15 protein-coding genes are annotated in these 17,140 nt (G+C 62.7%); 11 read left to right on the top strand and 4 right to left on the bottom strand.

The genetic code is table 11. The features are described from left to right. Nucleotides 1–90: 90 nt before the first annotated feature. The 3 genes from frc to oxlT all read right to left on the bottom strand — a co-directional run bounded on the left by frc (nt 91) and on the right by oxlT (nt 4,752). Nucleotides 91–1,344, bottom strand: coding sequence for a formyl-CoA transferase (gene frc / locus NCS02_RS28935; protein WP_008346490.1), 1,254 nt, complete (start codon nt 1,342–1,344; stop codon nt 91–93). A 27-nt stretch (nt 1,345–1,371) separates the two neighbouring features. Next, nucleotides 1,372–3,114 carry an oxalyl-CoA decarboxylase gene (gene oxc, locus NCS02_RS28930; protein WP_175980183.1) on the bottom strand — a complete coding sequence of 581 codons (1,743 nt, stop codon included), beginning with the start codon at nt 3,112–3,114 and terminating at the stop codon, nt 1,372–1,374. A 285-nt stretch (nt 3,115–3,399) separates the two neighbouring features. Then, nucleotides 3,400–4,752 (bottom strand): oxalate/formate MFS antiporter, encoded by a 1,353-nt coding sequence (oxlT, locus tag NCS02_RS28925; protein WP_250520283.1) that lies wholly within the window; start codon nt 4,750–4,752, stop codon nt 3,400–3,402. Between the two features lie 594 nt (nt 4,753–5,346). Here oxlT and NCS02_RS28920 point away from each other — a divergent pair. The 11 genes from NCS02_RS28920 (at nt 5,347) to NCS02_RS28870 (ending at nt 16,609) form a co-directional block, all read left to right on the top strand. Further along, nucleotides 5,347–6,441 carry a transglutaminase-like domain-containing protein gene (locus NCS02_RS28920; RefSeq protein WP_250520282.1) on the top strand — a complete coding sequence of 365 codons (1,095 nt, stop codon included), beginning with the start codon at nt 5,347–5,349 and terminating at the stop codon, nt 6,439–6,441. A 161-nt stretch (nt 6,442–6,602) separates the two neighbouring features. Further along, nucleotides 6,603–7,061, top strand: coding sequence for a PRC-barrel domain-containing protein (locus NCS02_RS28915; protein ID WP_008346482.1), 459 nt, complete (start codon nt 6,603–6,605; stop codon nt 7,059–7,061). 84 nt (nt 7,062–7,145) lie between these two features. Continuing rightward, a complete protein-coding gene (locus NCS02_RS28910) occupies nt 7,146–7,634 on the top strand; it encodes a hypothetical protein (protein ID WP_008346481.1) in 489 nt (162 codons plus the stop codon). Between the two features lie 68 nt (nt 7,635–7,702). Beyond that, nucleotides 7,703–9,367, top strand: a complete 1,665-nt coding sequence (locus NCS02_RS28905; RefSeq protein ID WP_250520281.1) for an alpha-amylase family protein — start codon at nt 7,703–7,705, stop codon at nt 9,365–9,367. 210 nt (nt 9,368–9,577) lie between these two features. Continuing rightward, nucleotides 9,578–10,372, top strand: coding sequence for a TetR/AcrR family transcriptional regulator (locus tag NCS02_RS28900; protein ID WP_372492609.1), 795 nt, complete (start codon nt 9,578–9,580; stop codon nt 10,370–10,372). Between the two features lie 411 nt (nt 10,373–10,783). Continuing rightward, nucleotides 10,784–11,929, top strand: coding sequence for an acyl-CoA dehydrogenase family protein (locus NCS02_RS28895; RefSeq protein WP_250441399.1), 1,146 nt, complete (start codon nt 10,784–10,786; stop codon nt 11,927–11,929). Next, nucleotides 11,926–12,705, top strand: coding sequence for a 3-ketoacyl-ACP reductase (locus NCS02_RS28890; protein ID WP_250479520.1), 780 nt, complete (start codon nt 11,926–11,928; stop codon nt 12,703–12,705). Before NCS02_RS28895 ends, NCS02_RS28890 begins: the two co-directional genes overlap by 4 nt. A gap of 6 nt (nt 12,706–12,711) precedes the next feature. Next, a complete protein-coding gene (locus NCS02_RS28885) occupies nt 12,712–13,881 on the top strand; it encodes a dihydrodipicolinate synthase family protein (protein ID WP_250520280.1) in 1,170 nt (389 codons plus the stop codon). Between the two features lie 289 nt (nt 13,882–14,170). After that, entirely contained in the window at nt 14,171–14,917 is a 747-nt protein-coding gene (locus NCS02_RS28880; RefSeq protein WP_250520279.1) for an SDR family oxidoreductase, read from the top strand. Between the two features lie 78 nt (nt 14,918–14,995). Continuing rightward, nucleotides 14,996–15,910 (top strand): transcriptional regulator GcvA, encoded by a 915-nt coding sequence (gene gcvA / locus NCS02_RS28875; RefSeq protein ID WP_250507946.1) that lies wholly within the window; start codon nt 14,996–14,998, stop codon nt 15,908–15,910. A 90-nt stretch (nt 15,911–16,000) separates the two neighbouring features. Beyond that, complete coding sequence (locus NCS02_RS28870; protein ID WP_250520278.1) at nt 16,001–16,609, top strand: chemotaxis protein CheB; 609 nt, start codon at nt 16,001–16,003, stop codon at nt 16,607–16,609. A gap of 4 nt (nt 16,610–16,613) precedes the next feature. On the opposite strand, the gene NCS02_RS28865 is transcribed toward NCS02_RS28870, so the two are convergent. Beyond that, a complete protein-coding gene (locus NCS02_RS28865) occupies nt 16,614–17,096 on the bottom strand; it encodes an Hcp family type VI secretion system effector (RefSeq protein ID WP_008346465.1) in 483 nt (160 codons plus the stop codon). Between the last annotated feature and the right edge of the window lie 44 nt (nt 17,097–17,140).

Raw genomic sequence — 17,140 nt, 5'->3', positions numbered from 1 at the left:
CCATGCTTGGGTATCGATCGAGACTGATTTCTGAAGGGCCGCTGCCGTCTTGGGCTTTCGTGGACGGCAGCGGTTACCTTTTCAAGCGCGTCAGACAGCTCGCGCTTCCTTCATTTGCGCTACCTGCTCCTTGCTATAGCCGAGTTCGAGCAGCACTTCTTCGGTATGTTCGCCGAGCAGCGGCGAGCCCGTGATCTCCGGCTTCAGGTCCGAGAACTTGATCGGGCTGCCGACCGTGAGATATTTGCCGCGCACCTTGTGATCGACCTCGACGATGGAACCGCTCGCACGCAACGACGGATCGTTCGCGAGTTCCTTCATCGTCAGCACCGGCGCGCACGGAATATCGAACTTGCGCAGGATATCGACCGCTTCGAACTTGGTCTTGTCGGCGAGCCATTCTTCGATCTTGCCGAAGATATCGAAAATATGCGGCTGGCGCGCTTCGGCCGTCATGTAGTCCGGGTCCTCGATCCATTGCTCCTTGCCGATTGCGCGGCAGATCGGCGCCCATGCGTGCCCCTGAATCGTGAAGTAGATGTAGGCGTTCGGATCGGTTTCCCAGCCCTTGCACTTGAGCACCCAGCCCGGCTGACCGCCGCCGCCCGCATTGCCGCCGCGCGGCACGACGTCGCTGAACGTGCCGTGCGGATACTGCGGATATTCCTCGAGATAGCCTACGCGATCGAGACGCTGCTGATCGCGCAGCTTCACGCGGCACAGATTGAGCACGCTGTCCTGCATCGACACGGCGACTTTCTGTCCCTTGCCCGTTTGCTGGCGGCCGATGATCGCCGTGAGAATGCCGATCGCGAGGTGCATGCCGGTGTTGCTGTCGCCGAGCGCCGCCGCGCTGATGGTCGGCGGGCCGTCCCAGAAGCCCGTCGTCGATGCCGCGCCGCCCGCGCATTGCGCGACGTTTTCGTAGACCTTCAGATCGTCGTAGTGATGGCCGTCGCTGAAGCCCTTGACGGACGCCACGATCATCTTCGGATTCAGCTTGCTGATGTTCTCCCAGGAGAAGCCCATCCGGTCCAGCGCGCCCGGCCCGAAATTCTCGACCAGCACGTCCGATTCCTTGATGAGCTTCGTGAGCACTTCCTTGCCTTCGGGCTGCTTCGTATCGAGCGTCAACGAGCGCTTGTTGCTGTTGAGCATCGTGAAGTACAGCGCATCCGCATCCGGAATGTCGCGCAGCTGGTTACGCGTGACGTCGCCGGAACCGGGACGCTCGACCTTGATGACATCGGCGCCGAACCAGGCCAGCATCTGCGTGCATGCGGGACCCGCCTGAACGTGCGTGAAGTCGATGATCTTGATGCCTTCGAGTGGTTTCTTGCTCACGAATTTCTCCTGGGTGGCTAGTCTTGGTTACTTTTTCGATGCCGCGCTTTGCGGGTTCAGATTCGTCAGGCGACCGCTCTCCGTGCCGGCCGTTTCGTCGATCACTGCGTTGATGAGCGTCGGCTTGCCCGACTTGATCGCTTCTTCGAGCGCATGCGTGAGCTCTTCGGGCGTCGTCGCGTTGTAGCCGATGCCGCCGAATGCCTCGATCATCTTGTCGTAGCGTGCGTTCTTCACGAACACGGTCGGCGCGACGTCCTTGCCGCCGGTCGGATTCACATCGGTGCCGCGATACACGCCGTTGTTGTTGAACACGATGGTGCAGACGGGCAAGTCGTATCGGCAGATGGTTTCGAGTTCCATGCCGCTGAAGCCGAACGCGCTATCGCCTTCGATCGCGACGACCTGCTTGCCGCTCGTCACCGCGGCGCCGATCGAGAAGCCCATGCCGATGCCCATGATTCCCCACGTTCCGGAATCGAAGCGCTTGCGCGGCTCGTACATGTCGATGATGCTGCGCGCATAGTCGAGCGTATTCGCGCCTTCGTTGACGACGTTGATGTCCGGGCGCGTCTTCAACACGTCGCGAATGGCGCGCAGCGCGCTGTGGAAGTTCATCGGCGACGGATTCTTCGCGAGCGTCGCGGCCATCTTCTCCAGGTTCTTGTTCTTGCGCTCGTTGATCGCGCCCGTCCATTCGACGGACGGCTTCGGGAAATCCGCGCCGATGCCCTCGACGAGCGCCGCCACGCACGAACCGATGTCGCCGATCAGCGGTGCGGCGATCGCGACATTGCTGTCGATTTCGGTCGGCGAGATATCGATCTGCACGAACTTCTTCGGCGCCGAGCCCCACGTCTTGCCCTTGCCATGCGCGAGCAGCCAGTTCAGACGCGCGCCGATCAGCACGACGCAGTCCGCTTCCTGCAGCACGAACGACCGCGCAGCCGACGCCGATTGCGCATGCGTGTCCGGCAGCAGGCCCTTGGCCATCGACATCGGCAGATACGGGATGCCGCTCTTCTCCACCAGTTCGCGAATCTGCGCGTCGGCCTGCGCATACGCTGCGCCCTTGCCCAGCAGGATCAGCGGACGCTTCGCACCCTTGATGACGTCGAGCGCGCGCTTCACCGAATCCGGCGACGGCAACTGACGCGGCGCGGCATCGACCACCTTGATGAGCGATTGCTGGCCCTTGAGCGCGTCCATCGTCTGCGACAGCAGTTTGGCGGGCAGATCGAGATACACGCCGCCCGGACGGCCCGACACGGCCGCGCGGATCGCACGCGCGATGCCGATGCCGATGTCCTCCGCATGCAGCACGCGATAGGCGGCCTTCGCATACGGCTTCGCCGCGTTAAGCTGATCCATCTCTTCGTAATCGCCCTGCTGCAGATCGACGATTTCACGCTCGCTCGAACCGCTGATCAGGATCATCGGGAAGCAATTGGTGGTCGCGTTGGCGAGCGCCGTGAGTCCGTTCAGGAAGCCCGGTGCCGACACCGTCAGGCAGATGCCCGGCTTCTGCGTCATGTAGCCCGCGATCGCGGCTGCGTTGCCCGCATGCTGCTCATGGCGAAAGCCGATGAAACGCATGCCTTCGGCCTGAGCGAGGCGCGCGAGGTCGGTGATGGGAATCCCGACGAGGCCGAAGATCGTATCGATGTCGTTCAGCTTCAACGCGTCGATGACGAGATGGAAACCGTCGGTCAATTGCGGCGCCTGAACTTCGGCGGCTTCCTGTGTTCTTGCCTCGAGTACGTCTGCCATTTGTCTCCCCCAGAGGGCCGGTTATGTTGGTGATATACTAGATATTAGATACAGAATTTGTCAAAGCTTAGTTTGCTGTTCGGGATCGGGATGAACCCTTAGATGAGATGTTTCGGTGTCAAGGCGCTGACGATCATCAGATCAGGCGCGGCGCCGCTAAAGAAAGAAAGGCCGCGGACATCTGTCACGCGGCCTTTCTTTTTTCAAATCGAATGCGCAGCTCTTGCGGAGGACGCGCGACAGCGTGCGCTTGAAACGCGTCGCTTCGGTATCAGCAGGCGGGATTCATCGCGTCGACGACTTGCTCGGCGCGTCCGTCCAGTCGGTCTGGAAGGGCAAGTCGATATAGGACTGCGGCGAAGCCTGCGTGACCGTGTTCTCTATCCATCGGCGACGCATTGGCGCGAGTACGAACTTCGCGCACACGCCCGCCGCGATCGACGTGATCGCGGTAGCGATGAACACGGCGTTCCAGGAACCGAGCGACGCGAGCACCGACGCGAGCGGCACCATCATCGAAGCCGTGCCCTTGGCCGTGTATAGCGTTCCTGCATTGGCGGCGGCGTACTTGCTGCCGAAGGTGTCCGCGCAGGTCGCCGGGAAGATCGAGAATATCTCGCCCCAACACAGGAAGGTCAGCGCCGCGAACAGCATGAACATGTAGGGGTTCTGCCCGAACTGCATCAACCCCAGCAGCGCGACGCCTTCGCCCAGGAAGATGATGAACATGGTGTTTTCGCGACCGATCTTGTCCGAGATGAAACCGCATAGCGGGCGCGTGAAGCCGTTGCACAGATTGTCGATGGACAAGGTCATCGCGAGCAGCGGCAAGGTCGCGCCGAACAGACTCACTGGCAAACTTGCGAAGCCGTATTCCTTGGCGATCGGCCCGAATTGCGCAGTGGCGATCACACCGCCCGCCGCCACCGCGACGAACATCGCATAGAGCACCCAGAAGATGGGCGCTCGCACCATCTGTCCGGTCGTGTAGTCGATCTTGGTCGCCACGATGCGCTTGGCCGGCACGATGCCTTTCGGCGGATTCGGCCGCACGAGCAACAGCGCCAGCACGAATATGACGGCGCCTTGCAGAATGCCGAAGAACATGAACGCACGCTCGTAGCCTGAGCTCTGGATCATGTTCGAGATCGGAATCACCGTGACGGCCGCGCCCGCGCCGAAGCCCGCCGCGGTCAGGCCGGCCGCGAGACCGCGTTTGTCCGGGAACCACTTGAGCGCCGTGCCGACGCATGTACCGTACACGCAGCCGGCACCGATGCCCGCAACGACTGCGGCGATGTACAGATGCATGAGCGTGGTGGCATGGGCGTCGATGATCCAGCCGATCGCAGCGAAGATCGCGCCGCCCATCACCACCGGGCGCGGTCCGAATTTATCGACGAGCCAGCCTTCGACAGGCACGAGCCACGTTTCGGTCACGATGAAGATCGTGAAGGCGGTTTGAATCGCCGCTTGCCCCCAATGGTGCTTTGCGTCCATCGGCATGACGAACAACGTCCACGCATACTGGAAATTGGCGACCAGCCCCATGCAGACGATGCCGATGACCAACTGCACCCACCTGTTCTGACGACGCCCGTGCGACTGCCCGGCCACCGTCGAATCTGCGCTCACCATGTCTGTCTCCGTTATGTGTCATTGCGCTCGTTCGGCGCTTGATGTCGTGCTGAAAAGCCGATGCGTCAGGTTTGTTTGCGAGACGGGCGTGCAGGGGGAAAGCCGATTGACGCGCGCGAGTGGCGCGTGTATTGAGGCAACGATTTCGCTCGACGGGCACGCGATCGAGGTGTGCCGTCGTTTCCTGCTACGTCCGCGCTTTCCTCCAAGTGGTATCGAGAGTGGACAGTGTGAGCATCGTGCGCGAGAAAAAATATAAGGGAAAGTTATTAAAAATTTCGGTTTGGATTAATTATCGTGAATGGATGACGGGGCCAGATTGGCCGCCACGTCTATGCGCGCGCGCCCGGAATGTCCGCGCGACGGCAACAGATATCGCGCGGCAGTTGGTCGGCGGGCATCACCGCGGACTTGCGGCATTCCCGTTCACGATCGCAATGTCTCGTCTAATCAACGATCTGGGGTGCCACTGAAAAATTGGCACGTCGCATGCAATGTTGGTTCAAAGCCCGCGTTGCCATCGATACTGAACAGCATGAGCGGCTTCCAGTCACCGGCGCATTGGCGCGCGGTACGGTTGTCAGGAGTCCGCCCATGCCACTCGCCCGACTGCTTGTCTGCTTTCTCCAGTGCTCGCTGGCAGCCGCGCTGCTTTTGCCCGTCGTCGCGGGCGCAGCGAACGTAGCCGCATCCGGCGCGCATGTCGCGGTTCCTGACGATACGGCCACGCCTCACGCGCTCAAAGCCGGCATCGAGCGCCTGCGCACCGGCACATGGTGGGAAGCCAACCGCAAGATGCGCCCGGAACTCGCGCAGGTCGGCGACCTGATCTTTCTCTTGCCCCTTGCCGACAGCAAGCTCGAGCCATCATCGGATGCGATCGGCCGCGTGCAGCGCCTGCGCGAAGCGCTGCGCATCCATCAGATGCGCGAACCCGCCGGATGGACTCGGCTCGTCGCGCAGGTCAAGGCCGCGCGCGCAAAGACCGGCGATCGCTCCGCCGCGCTGCTCGCCGACGCGCTCGTCAACGAGATCCGCTACCGCGACGGAACCGATGGCAGCTACTACGCGCCGGCGCGTTTCTTCATCGAAAGCGGCGTGTGCAAGGATTTCGCCGTCGCCAAATATCTGCTGCTGCGCGACGCGGGCTTCGACATCGCGCGCATGCGTCTCGTGTCGCTCGCGCCGCGCTACAGGAACACGCCGGACGACTGGCACGTCATCCTCGTCGTCCAGATCGACAACGCGAGCGAGCCGCTCACGCTCGATTCACCGGGTGCGGCATCCGCGAAGCGTGCAGACGATAAGGTTTCCGAAGCATCTGACCGGACTGGTCCGTCGGTGCTGCTCTCCGCGATCCTCGCTGGTCGCAAGCCTGCCGAAGCAGTGCTGCGCGCGCCCGCAGGACCGCTCGCCGCTCCGCTCAGCGAGTCGGGTCAGGCAGACCGCCCGCTTGCGACGGTCTTCAACGAGCTGGGCAGCCGGTCATTCGACCGCGATGCGCCGCGTGCGCGCAGGACATCGGCTGCCAAGGGACGCGCGAGCGCGATCTACGTCGATGAAGCGGGTGATGCGTGGCAAGTCGACAGCTCCGGCACGTTCCCGAAGTGGCGCGTCGCCGCTGATCGCGCAGACGCGCCCATCAATCAAGGTCCGGCAGCAAGGCTCATTCGCGTGACGGCACGCTGACTGGAGCACTGACTGCAACGGTCCGTCCCGCGGCGAACTGAGAAGCATCCAGTCGCGAAACATCCGACGGTCGTACAAAAGTAATCTCCCAATATGCGGAACGTTCTTTGCGTCGATAACGACATGCCGATGTCGAACGTCGGCTCATTGGGAGACAAATCATGTCAGTCGATACAAGCCAGATGAACATTGTCGGGAAAGGCGCCGAGACCGCGGATGGTCCGGGCCCCGACGTCATGGCCGCGAGCACGCTGGATGGAAACAACGTACTGAGTTCCGATGGAGACGATGTCGGCAAGATCAAGGAGATCATGCTAGACGTCACATCCGGACGCATCGCGTATGCGGTCCTTTCGAGCGGCGGCTTCCTTGGGATCGGCGACAAGCTGCTCGCGATTCCATGGAGCGCCTTGACGCTGGATACCAACAACAAGTGCTTTCGGATTTCAGCGACCACGGAACAAGTGAAGAGCGCACCCGGCTTCGACAAGGATGCGTGGCCATCGATGGCAGATCGCTCGTGGGCCGACTCGATTCACCGGTACTACAGCCGGCCGCCCTATTGGCAACGCTTCGAGCGGGACGACGCAACGTATCGCAACGTGCCCCCGGAACTCTGAAGCGAACTTCATTGATCGGCGATGCCGTTAGCCCGCCGCGTCGGGAGCAGTCATTCAAAAACAGATGTACGGGAGATATCGATCATGAAAAAGCTCATCGCTGTTATCGCGTCCACACTCCTCGCCACGACGGCGTTTCAGCACGCGGCAGTCGCCGCAGATGCCTCGGACGCGCAAAAGGCTCAAATGAAGGCAAACAGCGAAAAGATGGAGGAGCAGGCGACGGCGAACAAGAAGAAGGCCGAAGCTCGGAGCGATGCGGCCAAGGCACAGGCATCGGCGGACGAAGACAAGGCTTCCGCTCAGGCCGATGCCGACAAGAAGGCCGCCAAGGGCGCGAAGGCGACCACGGCTGCGGAGGCATCGGGCGCGCGAAACGACGCGGCCAACGCGCAGAGCAAGGCCAACAAGAAGATGCACGATGCCCAGGCGAAGGCCGACAGGAAGAAGCAGGACGCCGCCCACGATGCGAACGTAGCGCAGGCCAAGGCCGATGAAAACAAGGTCGAAGCCCAGAACGACGCGAACAAGAAAGCGGCCGAAGCGAAGGTCGATGCCGCGAAGAAGCAATAAGCATATGCAATAAGCAATGCAGGGGCGCACCGTCCCGGTTCGCCCTTCATCGACTTCACGCGATCGGTATGGTCAACGACCTCTGGTACAAGAACGCGATCATCTATTGCCTGTCCGTCGGCACGTTCATGGACGCGAACGGCGATGGCGTCGGCGACTTTCAGGGCTTGCTGCGGCGGCTCGACTATCTTCAGGGGCTCGGCATCACCACCATCTGGCTGATGCCGTTCCAGCCGTCGCCTGGCCGCGACAACGGCTATGACATCAGCGATTACTACAACGTCGATCCGCGATACGGTTCGCTCGGCGACTTCGCGGAGTTCACGCACGCGTGCCGTCAACGCGGGTTGCGCGTGATGATCGATCTCGTCGTGAATCACACGTCGGATCAGCATCCGTGGTTCCGTGAGGCGCGGCGCGATCCCGATTCGAAATATCGCGACTGGTACGTCTGGTCGAAGAAGCGGCCGGCCAACGCGAAGGACGGCGTGGTCTTCCCCGGCGTGCAAAAGACGACGTGGACTTACGACAAGGAAGCGGCCATGTGGTACTTCCACCGCTTCTACGAGTTTCAGCCCGACCTCGATACATCCAATCCGTTCGTGCAGGCGGAGTTGCTGAAGATCATGGGCTTCTGGATTCAGCTCGGCGTTTCGGGCTTTCGCATGGATGCGGTCCCGTTCGTCATCGCCGCCAAGGGCGCACAGGTGAGGCGGCCCGTTGAACAGTACGACATGCTGCGTATGTTTCGCGAGTTCCTGCAATGGCGTCAGGGCGACGCGATCATTCTCGCGGAGGCGAACGTGCTGCCCGACACCGACATGAAATACTTCGGCGACGCGGGCGAGCGATTGCAGATGATGTTCAACTTCCAGGTCAATCAGAACACGTTTCATGCGCTCGCGTGCGCCGACGCCACGCCTCTGAAGAACGCGCTCGACGCGACGAAATCGCGCGCCGCAACCGCGCAGTGGGGCGTATTCCTGCGAAACCACGATGAACTCGATCTTGGCCGTCTATCGCCCGCGCAGCGCGAAGCCGTGTTCGCGGCGTTCGCCCCGGAGCCGGACATGCAACTGTACAAGCGCGGCGTTCGCCGTCGTCTTGCACCGATGCTCGACGGAGATCGTCATCGGCTCGAGCTTGCGTACAGCCTGATGCTGACGCTGCCGGGCACGCCCGTCGTGCGCTACGGCGATGAGATCGGCATGGGCGACGACCTGCGCCTGCCCGAGCGCGAAAGCGTGCGAACGCCGATGCAATGGTCGACGGAGCCGCATGCCGGTTTCACGAAGCACGCGCGTCCCGTTTGCCCGGTGATTTCTGGCGGACCCTACGGCTACGAACGTGTGAACGTCGCGAGCCAGCGCCGCGATCCGGACTCGCTGCTGAACTGGATGGAGAGAATGATCCGGATGCGCAAGGAAGTGCCCGAGATAAGCTGGGGCGACTTCGCGATTCTGAAGGCATCGCGCGACGACGTGCTTGCGCTGCGTTACGACTGGCGAAACAACTCGGTGGTCTGCCTGCATAACTTCAGCGCCGCGGCGTGCACCGTGAAGTTTCGGGTCGGCCTCGGCGCTGGAGAGAACGACGTGCTGGTCAATCTGTTATCCGACGATCATAGTCAGGGCGATGCGAAGGGACAGCATACGGTCGTGCTGGAGCCGTATGGCTATCGATGGTTCCGCGCAGGCGGTCTCGATTATCTTCTGAAGCGCAGCGAAGTTTGACGTTGGAGAGCGTGGCCGCATCGACGTGCGGCCGCGGGCGCGCCGTCGCCGCCACCGGCACGCCATGGCCTGAACGCTTGCGCGCGATGAATTCGCACTCCGCGTTCGCGTGATGCCTGCCGTCGATATACATCGCGGTGCGTATCGCCTCGCGCGGGAGCTTCAGGGCTGCTTTCGATTCACTCGTCGTCACCCTGTCTGCCTCATTCCATGCACTACCCGGTTACTCTCTTAAGACGAACGTTTTGGTTTATAGTCGTCGCCAGACCGCCGGCATTGGCCGGCTCCCGGACTTCTGTGCATGAGAACCCCATGACCATTGCGACCACGCCAGAAAAAGCGGCCGCGAAATCCGCCAAAGCCACGAAGGCTACCGCCACTCGCCAACCCAGACAGCGCGATCCCGAAGTCACACGCGCCCGCATTCTCGAAGCGGCGAAGAAGGAGTTCGCGAAACTCGGTCTCGATGGCGCTCGCGTCGAAGCCATTGCGGCCCGCGCGAAGTCCAACAAGCGGATGATCTATCACTACTTCGGCAGTAAGGAGAACCTGTTCCTCGAGGTGCTGGAGGATGTCTACGCCGACATCCGTTCCGCCGAGCAAAAACTCGATCTCGATCATCTATCACCCGAGGATGCGATCGCCGCCCTCGTCACGCATACCTGGAACCACTACCTTCGTCATCCGGAATTCCTGAACCTCGTCAGCAACGAAAATCTTCACAAGGCTCGTCACGTGAAGAAGTCCGCGCGCTTCATGGAACTCCATCAGAACTTCACGTCGATGCTGCAGCGCATCCTCGATCGCGGCGTCGCATCGGGCGCATTTCGCAGCGGCATCGATCCGCGGCAGCTGCACATCACGATGGCCGGCATCAGCTACTACTATCTGACCAACCGTTTTACGAGCGGGCTGATCTTCGACTTCGACTTCATGGACAAGGAAGCGCTCGATGCGCGCCTCGCCTTCAACATCGACACGGTGCTGCGGACCATCCGCAAATAGCGAATACGTTCGCGCCGCTTATGCGGCCGCGAGAAGCCGCTCACACGCCTGACCCTTCGCTCGCGAGCCAGGCGGCCTAGCCCGCTGCCCTTGCCATCGCCGATGCCGAGCGCACGAACGATCGTCAGATCGCGCGACTGCCCGGTCGCCAAGGAAACGCGCCTCGAGTTGCGCGAGCACCGCGTCGGCGGCCTGCATCCACTTGCTCAAGTCATCCTCCGTTTTCATCGGCCGCGAAACACGTTGACAGCGGCGTTTCGTTGGTCTTAAATAACCCACCAGATGGTTACTTGCTGCGAATGCCGGCACACGAAACCACGTAATTCAAGGTCTTCTGCGAGGCGCTCGGGTTTATCTGAACGGGTCGGCCGAATGCAAATTGCGGGCCTTTTCATATCGATCGGAGACGGCATGAAACTCTCGGAGACACATCAACAGATTCGCGACACGACGCGCCGTTTCGCGCAGGAAGTCATCCGTCCGCTGGCGGAAGAACTCGACCGCGAAGAGCGCTTTCCGGCGGAGGTTTATCGGCAGATGGGCGAGCTCGGGCTTTTCGGCATCACGGTGCCGGAAGCATTCGGCGGCGCGGGTCTCGATGCCGCCGCGTACGCGCTCGTCATGGAAGAACTGTCGCGCGGCTATTCGTCGGTGGCGGATCAATGCGGCCTGCTCGAACTCGTCGGCACGTTGCTGAGCGTGCACGGCACCGAGGCGCAGCGCGCGCAGTACATGGAGCCGTTGTTGCGCGCGGCGCTGCGGCCCGCGTACTGCATCACCGAATCCGATGCGGGCACCGACGTCTCCGGCATTCGCACCACGGCCACGCGCACCGCCGAAGGCTGGGAGCTGAACGGCGCGAAGCTGTGGATTCACAACGCGCCCGTCGCGGATGTCGCGTTCGTGCTCGCGCGCACGAATCCCGCCGCGGGCAAGCGCGGCATGAGCATCTTCATCGTCGATTGCGATCTCGAAGGCGTGTCGAAGGGACCGAAGGAACACAAGATGGGCCAGCGCGCGTCGCAAGTGGGCGAGCTGCATTTCGATCGCGTGAAGCTGCGTCACGATGCATTGCTCGGCGAAGAAGGACGCGGCTTTCACATCATGATGAGCGTGCTCGACAAGGGCCGTGTCGGCATCGCGGCGCTGGCGGTCGGCATCGCGCAGGCGGGGCTCGAAGCCGCGCTCGACTATGCGCAGACGCGCAAGCAGTTCGGCAGCCATATCGCCGAATTTCAGGGCGTGCAGTGGATGCTCGCCGACATGGCGAAAGACATTCAGGCCGCGCGCCTGCTCGTGCACGACGCGGCCGAGCGTCTCGATACGGGCGACCGCGCCAGCATCGCCTGTTCGATGGCGAAATGCTTCGCGGGCGACACCGCCGTCAAGCACAGCGCGAACGCCGTGCAGATATTCGGCGGCAGCGGCTACATTCGCGGCTATGAAGTGGAGCGGCTGTATCGCGACGCGAAGATCACGCAGATCTACGAAGGCACCAATCAGATTCAGCGCACGATCATCGCGCGCGATCTCGTCGCGAACGGAGCATCGCTGTGAGCGCGCGGCCCATTGCGGTCGTGACGGGCAGCCGGCGCGGCATCGGACGCGCGATCGCCATCGAACTCGGATGCGCGGGCTTCGATATCGCTCTCACCGATATCGCCGCATCCGATGAACTCGATCAGGCCGTGCGCGATGTCGAGGCAAGCGGCGCGCGCGCCATCGCCGTCATCAACGATCTCGCCGATATCGACAGCCATCGCCCGATGCTGCTCGATATCGAAGCGCGGCTCGAAAGCACGATCGACTGCCTCGTGAACAACGCGGGCGTCTCGGTCATGTCGCGCGGCGATCTGCTCGACGTCACGCCGGAAAGTTTCGACCGCTGCATGACGGTCAATACGCGCGGCACGTTCTTTCTCATGCAGACGTTCGCGAAGCACATGCTGGCTCGAACGCGCGCGAGCGTCGCGGCGCATCCGAGCGTCATCACGATCACGTCGTCGAATGCAGTCGCGGCGTCGCCGTTGCGCGGCGAATACTGCGTATCGAAGGCCGGGCTTTCGATGGCGAACACGTTGTTCGCGCTGCGGCTCGCGCCGCACGGCATCGGCGTGTATGAAGTGCAGCCGGGACTCATCGCGACCGAGATGACCGCGCCGTCGAAGGAACGCTACGACCAGCAAATGGAGCAAGGTCTCACCGCCATCAATCGCTGGGGCACGCCGCAGGAAGTGGCCGTCGCCGTGCGCACGCTCGCCACCGGCGGATTGCCCTACAGCGTTGGCCAGGCCATCCGTGTCGACGGCGGCCTGCTCGTCACCAAATACTGATCCGACATGAACTCGACCATCACGCTCCCGACCGCATCCGGCACACTCGAGACATATCGTCTGCAAGGCGTGCCGCTCGACGTACGCACGCCCGCCGCGCCCTTCAACCGCATCGCGTATTCGGCGGCGCACGTCGTCGCGGATCCGTTGCGCGCGGGCGAACTGAACGGCACGCCCGCCATCGACTGGGCGCGCACGCTCGACTATCGGCGCTATCTGTTGCAGCAAGGCTTGGGTATCGCCGAAGCGATGGATACCGCGCAACGCGGCATGGGCTTGCCGTGGCCGAGCGCGCTCGAACTGATCACGCGCACGATCGCGGGCACGCGCGACATTCCCGGCGCGCGCATCGCGTCCGGTTGCGGCACGGATCATGTCGCGCCGCGCGATATCTCGACGTGCGATGAAGTCATCCGCGCCTACGGGCAGCAACTCGAAGCCGTGCAACGCGTGGGCGGCCGCGTCATTCTGATGGCGAGCCGCGCGCTCGTAAAAGTCGCGCGAACGCCGGACGATTACCGGCGCGTCTATCGCGAAGTGCTCGCGATGTGCGATCAGCCGGTGATCCTTCACTGGCTCGGCGAGATGTTCGATCCCGAGCTCGAAGGCTACTGGGGCGCGGACGATCATCGAGGCGCGGCGCGCGTGTGCCTCGACGTGATCGGCGAGAACGTCGGGAAGGTGGACGGCATCAAGATCTCGCTGCTCGACGACGCGAAGGAAATCGCGTTTCGCCGAAGCCTGCCGTCATCGGTGAAGATGTACACGGGCGATGACTTCAACTATCCGAGTCTCATCGCCGGCGACGAGCACGGCTTTTCGCACGCGCTGCTCGGCATTTTCGATGCGATCGCGCCAGCGGCGTCGCAGGCGCTCGCCGCACTCGCAAACGACGATCTCGACACCTTTCATGCGTTGCTGTCGCCGACCGTCCCGCTGTCGCGCCACATTTTTCGCGCACCGACGCAGTACTACAAGACGGGCGTGGTCTTTCTCGCGTATCTGAACGGCTTTCAGGATCACTTCTTCATGCCGGGCGGACATCACGGCATGCGCCCGCCCGCCTATCTCGCGGATGTGTTCCGGCTCGCGGATCAGGCGCGTCTGCTGCGCGATCCGGCGCTCGCGATCGAACGCATGCGCAAGGTGCTCGCGCCGCTCGGCATCGAGGCATGAGCGCGCGAATCTGCTTTCGTTGACGCATTCACGGGCGCTGGCATAGGTGAGCGCGCTCGGACGCCGCGGCCTGAGAATCGAACTCGGCTGGCCCATCGGCCCGCTGCGCCCACGCGATCCGCGCGCATCAGGATCGCTTGCGCCTCTCCAACACCCGAAAAGTTTTTCTTCTCCGCGCTGGCAGATCTTCTCGTTTGCCGGTGTCGGGCCTCTCGCCGATAGTTGAGTCACCGGGCAGCGCAATCAAGCGAAAGCCCCTGACCTCAAACATCGATCGAAGGAGCAAGCCATGAAACTGAAGAACAAAGTCGCGCTCATCACGGGCGGCACGTCGGGAATCGGACTGGAAGCGGCCAAGCTGTTTCAGAAGGAAGGGGCGACGGTCATCGTCACCGGCACGACGCAGAGCCGGCTCGACGAAGCAGCGCGGATTCTCGGCGATTCGGCGATCGCGCTCAAAGTCGATTCGCGCGATCCGGCGCAGATCGATCGCGCGATCGTCGATATCGTGGAGAGCCACGGCCGTATCGACATCGTGTTCGCCAACGCCGGAGCCGGCCAGGCCGCGCCGCTCGAAGCCGTGACGCCCGAACAGATCGAAGCGCAATTCTCGCTCAACTTCAACGGCGTGTTCTTCACGATCCAGAAGGCGGCGCCGCATCTGCCGAAGGGCGGCGCAATCGTCGTCACGACTTCGTTCCTGAGTGAAACCGGCACGCCGGGACTGTCCATTCTTTCCGCGACGAAAGCCGCGCTGCGTTCGCTGGTTCGCACCGCCGGCGCCGAACTCGCGCCGCGTGGCATTCGCATCAATGCGGTGAGCCCCGGCCCGATCGCCACGCCGTTTCACACGAAACTGGGCTTGTCGGACAAGGAACTCGCCGATGCGGGCGCGGCCATCGAAGCCGCCGTGCCGCTCAAGCGTTTCGGCGAAGCACAGGAAGTCGCGCGTGCCGCCCTTTTTCTCGCGAGCGAAGATGCATCGTTCGTGACCGGCACCGAAGTCGTCGTGGATGGCGGACTGACGCAGCTCTGACGCATCGCCTTCGATGGCGGATGCACGCGTCACCATGATTCTGTACATTCACGAGATCCCACGGCTGAATGAAGAAACATGCGAGCGCCCAGCAATCTGAACGCACTGCGAGCCTTCGAGGCGGTCGCGCGGCATCTGAGCTACGCTGCGGCGGCGGACGAGTTGAACGTCACGCCGGCCGCGGTCGGCCAACTGATTCGCGGACTCGAAAGCTATCTGGATATCGAGTTGTTCCATCGATCGGCATCGGGACCGTCGCGTCTCACATTGACCGACGCTGCCCGCGCTGCGCTGCCGGATCTGCAAGGCGGCTTCGATCTGCTGTCGAGTGCCGTCGAACGGCTGAAGGCCAGCAAGTCGCGCATCGTCTTTACGCTGACCGTGCCGCCGGCTTTCGCGGATCGCTGGCTGCTCTGGCGCGTCGAACGCTTTCAGCGAAGACATCCTTACTACGACCTGCGGATCGACACGAGCGGCCGCCTCACCGACTTCACCGCCGAACGGATCGACGTCGGCATACGCTACGGCGCGGGAGCATGGGCGGGCCTCGTCTCTACGTTCCTGCTGCGCGACGAATTTTTTCCGGTATGCAGCCCGGCGCTGATGGAAGGCGAGCACGCGCTCAGAGCGCCGTCCGATTTGCAACATCATCCGCTCATCCACGATACGTCGATGACCGGCGCCGGTCTCTTCCCGACGTGGCGTTCGTGGCTGCTGCATGCCGGCTGCCGCGACCGCATCGATACCGACCGCGGACTGCAGCTCAACGATTCCGCGATGGGCCTGCAAACCGCGATTTCCGGTTACGGCGTGGCGCTCGGACGCACGACGCTCGTCGAACGCGATCTGGCCGAAGGCCGCCTCGTCAAGCCGTTCGATATCGTCCAGAGCTGCGAGTTGGCGTACTACCTCGTGCATCGGCCGGAAAGCGCGGCCCATGCGCCCGTGATCGCGTTCAAGGAATGGCTGCTGGAAGAAGCCGGCGTTCGTTGAAACAGGCGCGCCCGTCGCCGGTCATCCGGGCGCGCGGCATCTTCTTTGCTAGGTCCACGGAGAAAACTTCAGAGACAATCAAGGACAAGCATGACGGTGCGACGCGACATTGCAGTCGTTGCAGCTTCGCAGGGCGGGTTCAAGGCGCTATGCCGGCTCGTGAGTGCGCTCGATCCCGACTATGAAGGCTCGCTTCTGATCGTGCTCCATTCGGGAATGACAGGGCCGCGTCTTTTGGGCGAGTGCATCCAGCGGCATACGTCGCTCACCGTGGAATACGGGCGTCACGGACAAAGCATCGAGCCCGGACGCATTTATCTCGCGCCGCCGGGCCGTCATCTCGTGGTATCGGCTGACGGCCATCTCGCGCTCGACGACGGTCCCAAGGTCCATCACGTGCGCCCGGCGGCCGATCCGCTCTTCGAATCGGCGGCGGCGTGCTTTCACGGACGCGTCGTGGGCGTCGTGCTGACGGGCGGCGGCGGCGACGGAACGCGGGGCTTGCAGGCGATCAAGGCGGCGGGCGGAATGAGCATCGTGCAACATCCCGCGCAGGCCGAAGCGCCGCAAATGCCGATGAACGCCCTGAATTTCGATAGCCCCGATCAGGTTCTGTCGGTCGCCGAAATCAGCCATCTGCTCGGACCGCTGGCGCGTCAGCGAGCACGCTGGCGGGCCGACCGCGCGGGAAGCGCCTGACGGATCAACGCACTTCGGTGCTGCGCACGTCCCAGCCGAACTTCACGGCGCCGCCGAGCGCGCCCTTGTCGTCCTGCGGCTTGTATTCGAACTCGATGTCCGCGTAGCTCAGATCGACCGTCTGCTCCGGATGGCCATTCGGCACGCAGATCAGCGAGACCTTCGTCACCGTGACCTGTTTCATCGTGACGGTGAGAAATTCCTTCTGCCCTTCGCCCGCCTTGCTGACGGTGAGTTTCGCGTTCGCCATGTGCTTGCCGCTCGCGCAGTTCTTCTTGAGCGTGGGCGCGGACTTGTCGTACTGATGCACGAACTGGAACACGCCGGGGCACGCCTTGCCGATGCCGCTGCCGCTGCCCGTCATTGGGTTGCTCGCGTTCGTCACGCCCCAGTTGAAACTCAGCACTTCGATCTGCCCTTCCGCCCCCTTGTGCTTCGACTCGCCGTCGATTCCATCGATCTTGAGATAACAGTCGGTCGTAGCCATGTGATCCTCCGTCGTGATCGGCTTTCGTTGCGCGCCGCGCGTGC

Origin of the sequence: Caballeronia sp. NCF2 (genome assembly GCF_023631205.1) — a bacterium.
GTDB classification, from domain to species: Bacteria; Pseudomonadota; Gammaproteobacteria; order Burkholderiales; family Burkholderiaceae; genus Caballeronia; species Caballeronia zhejiangensis.
This window is presented reverse-complemented; position numbering and strand designations above follow the sequence as displayed.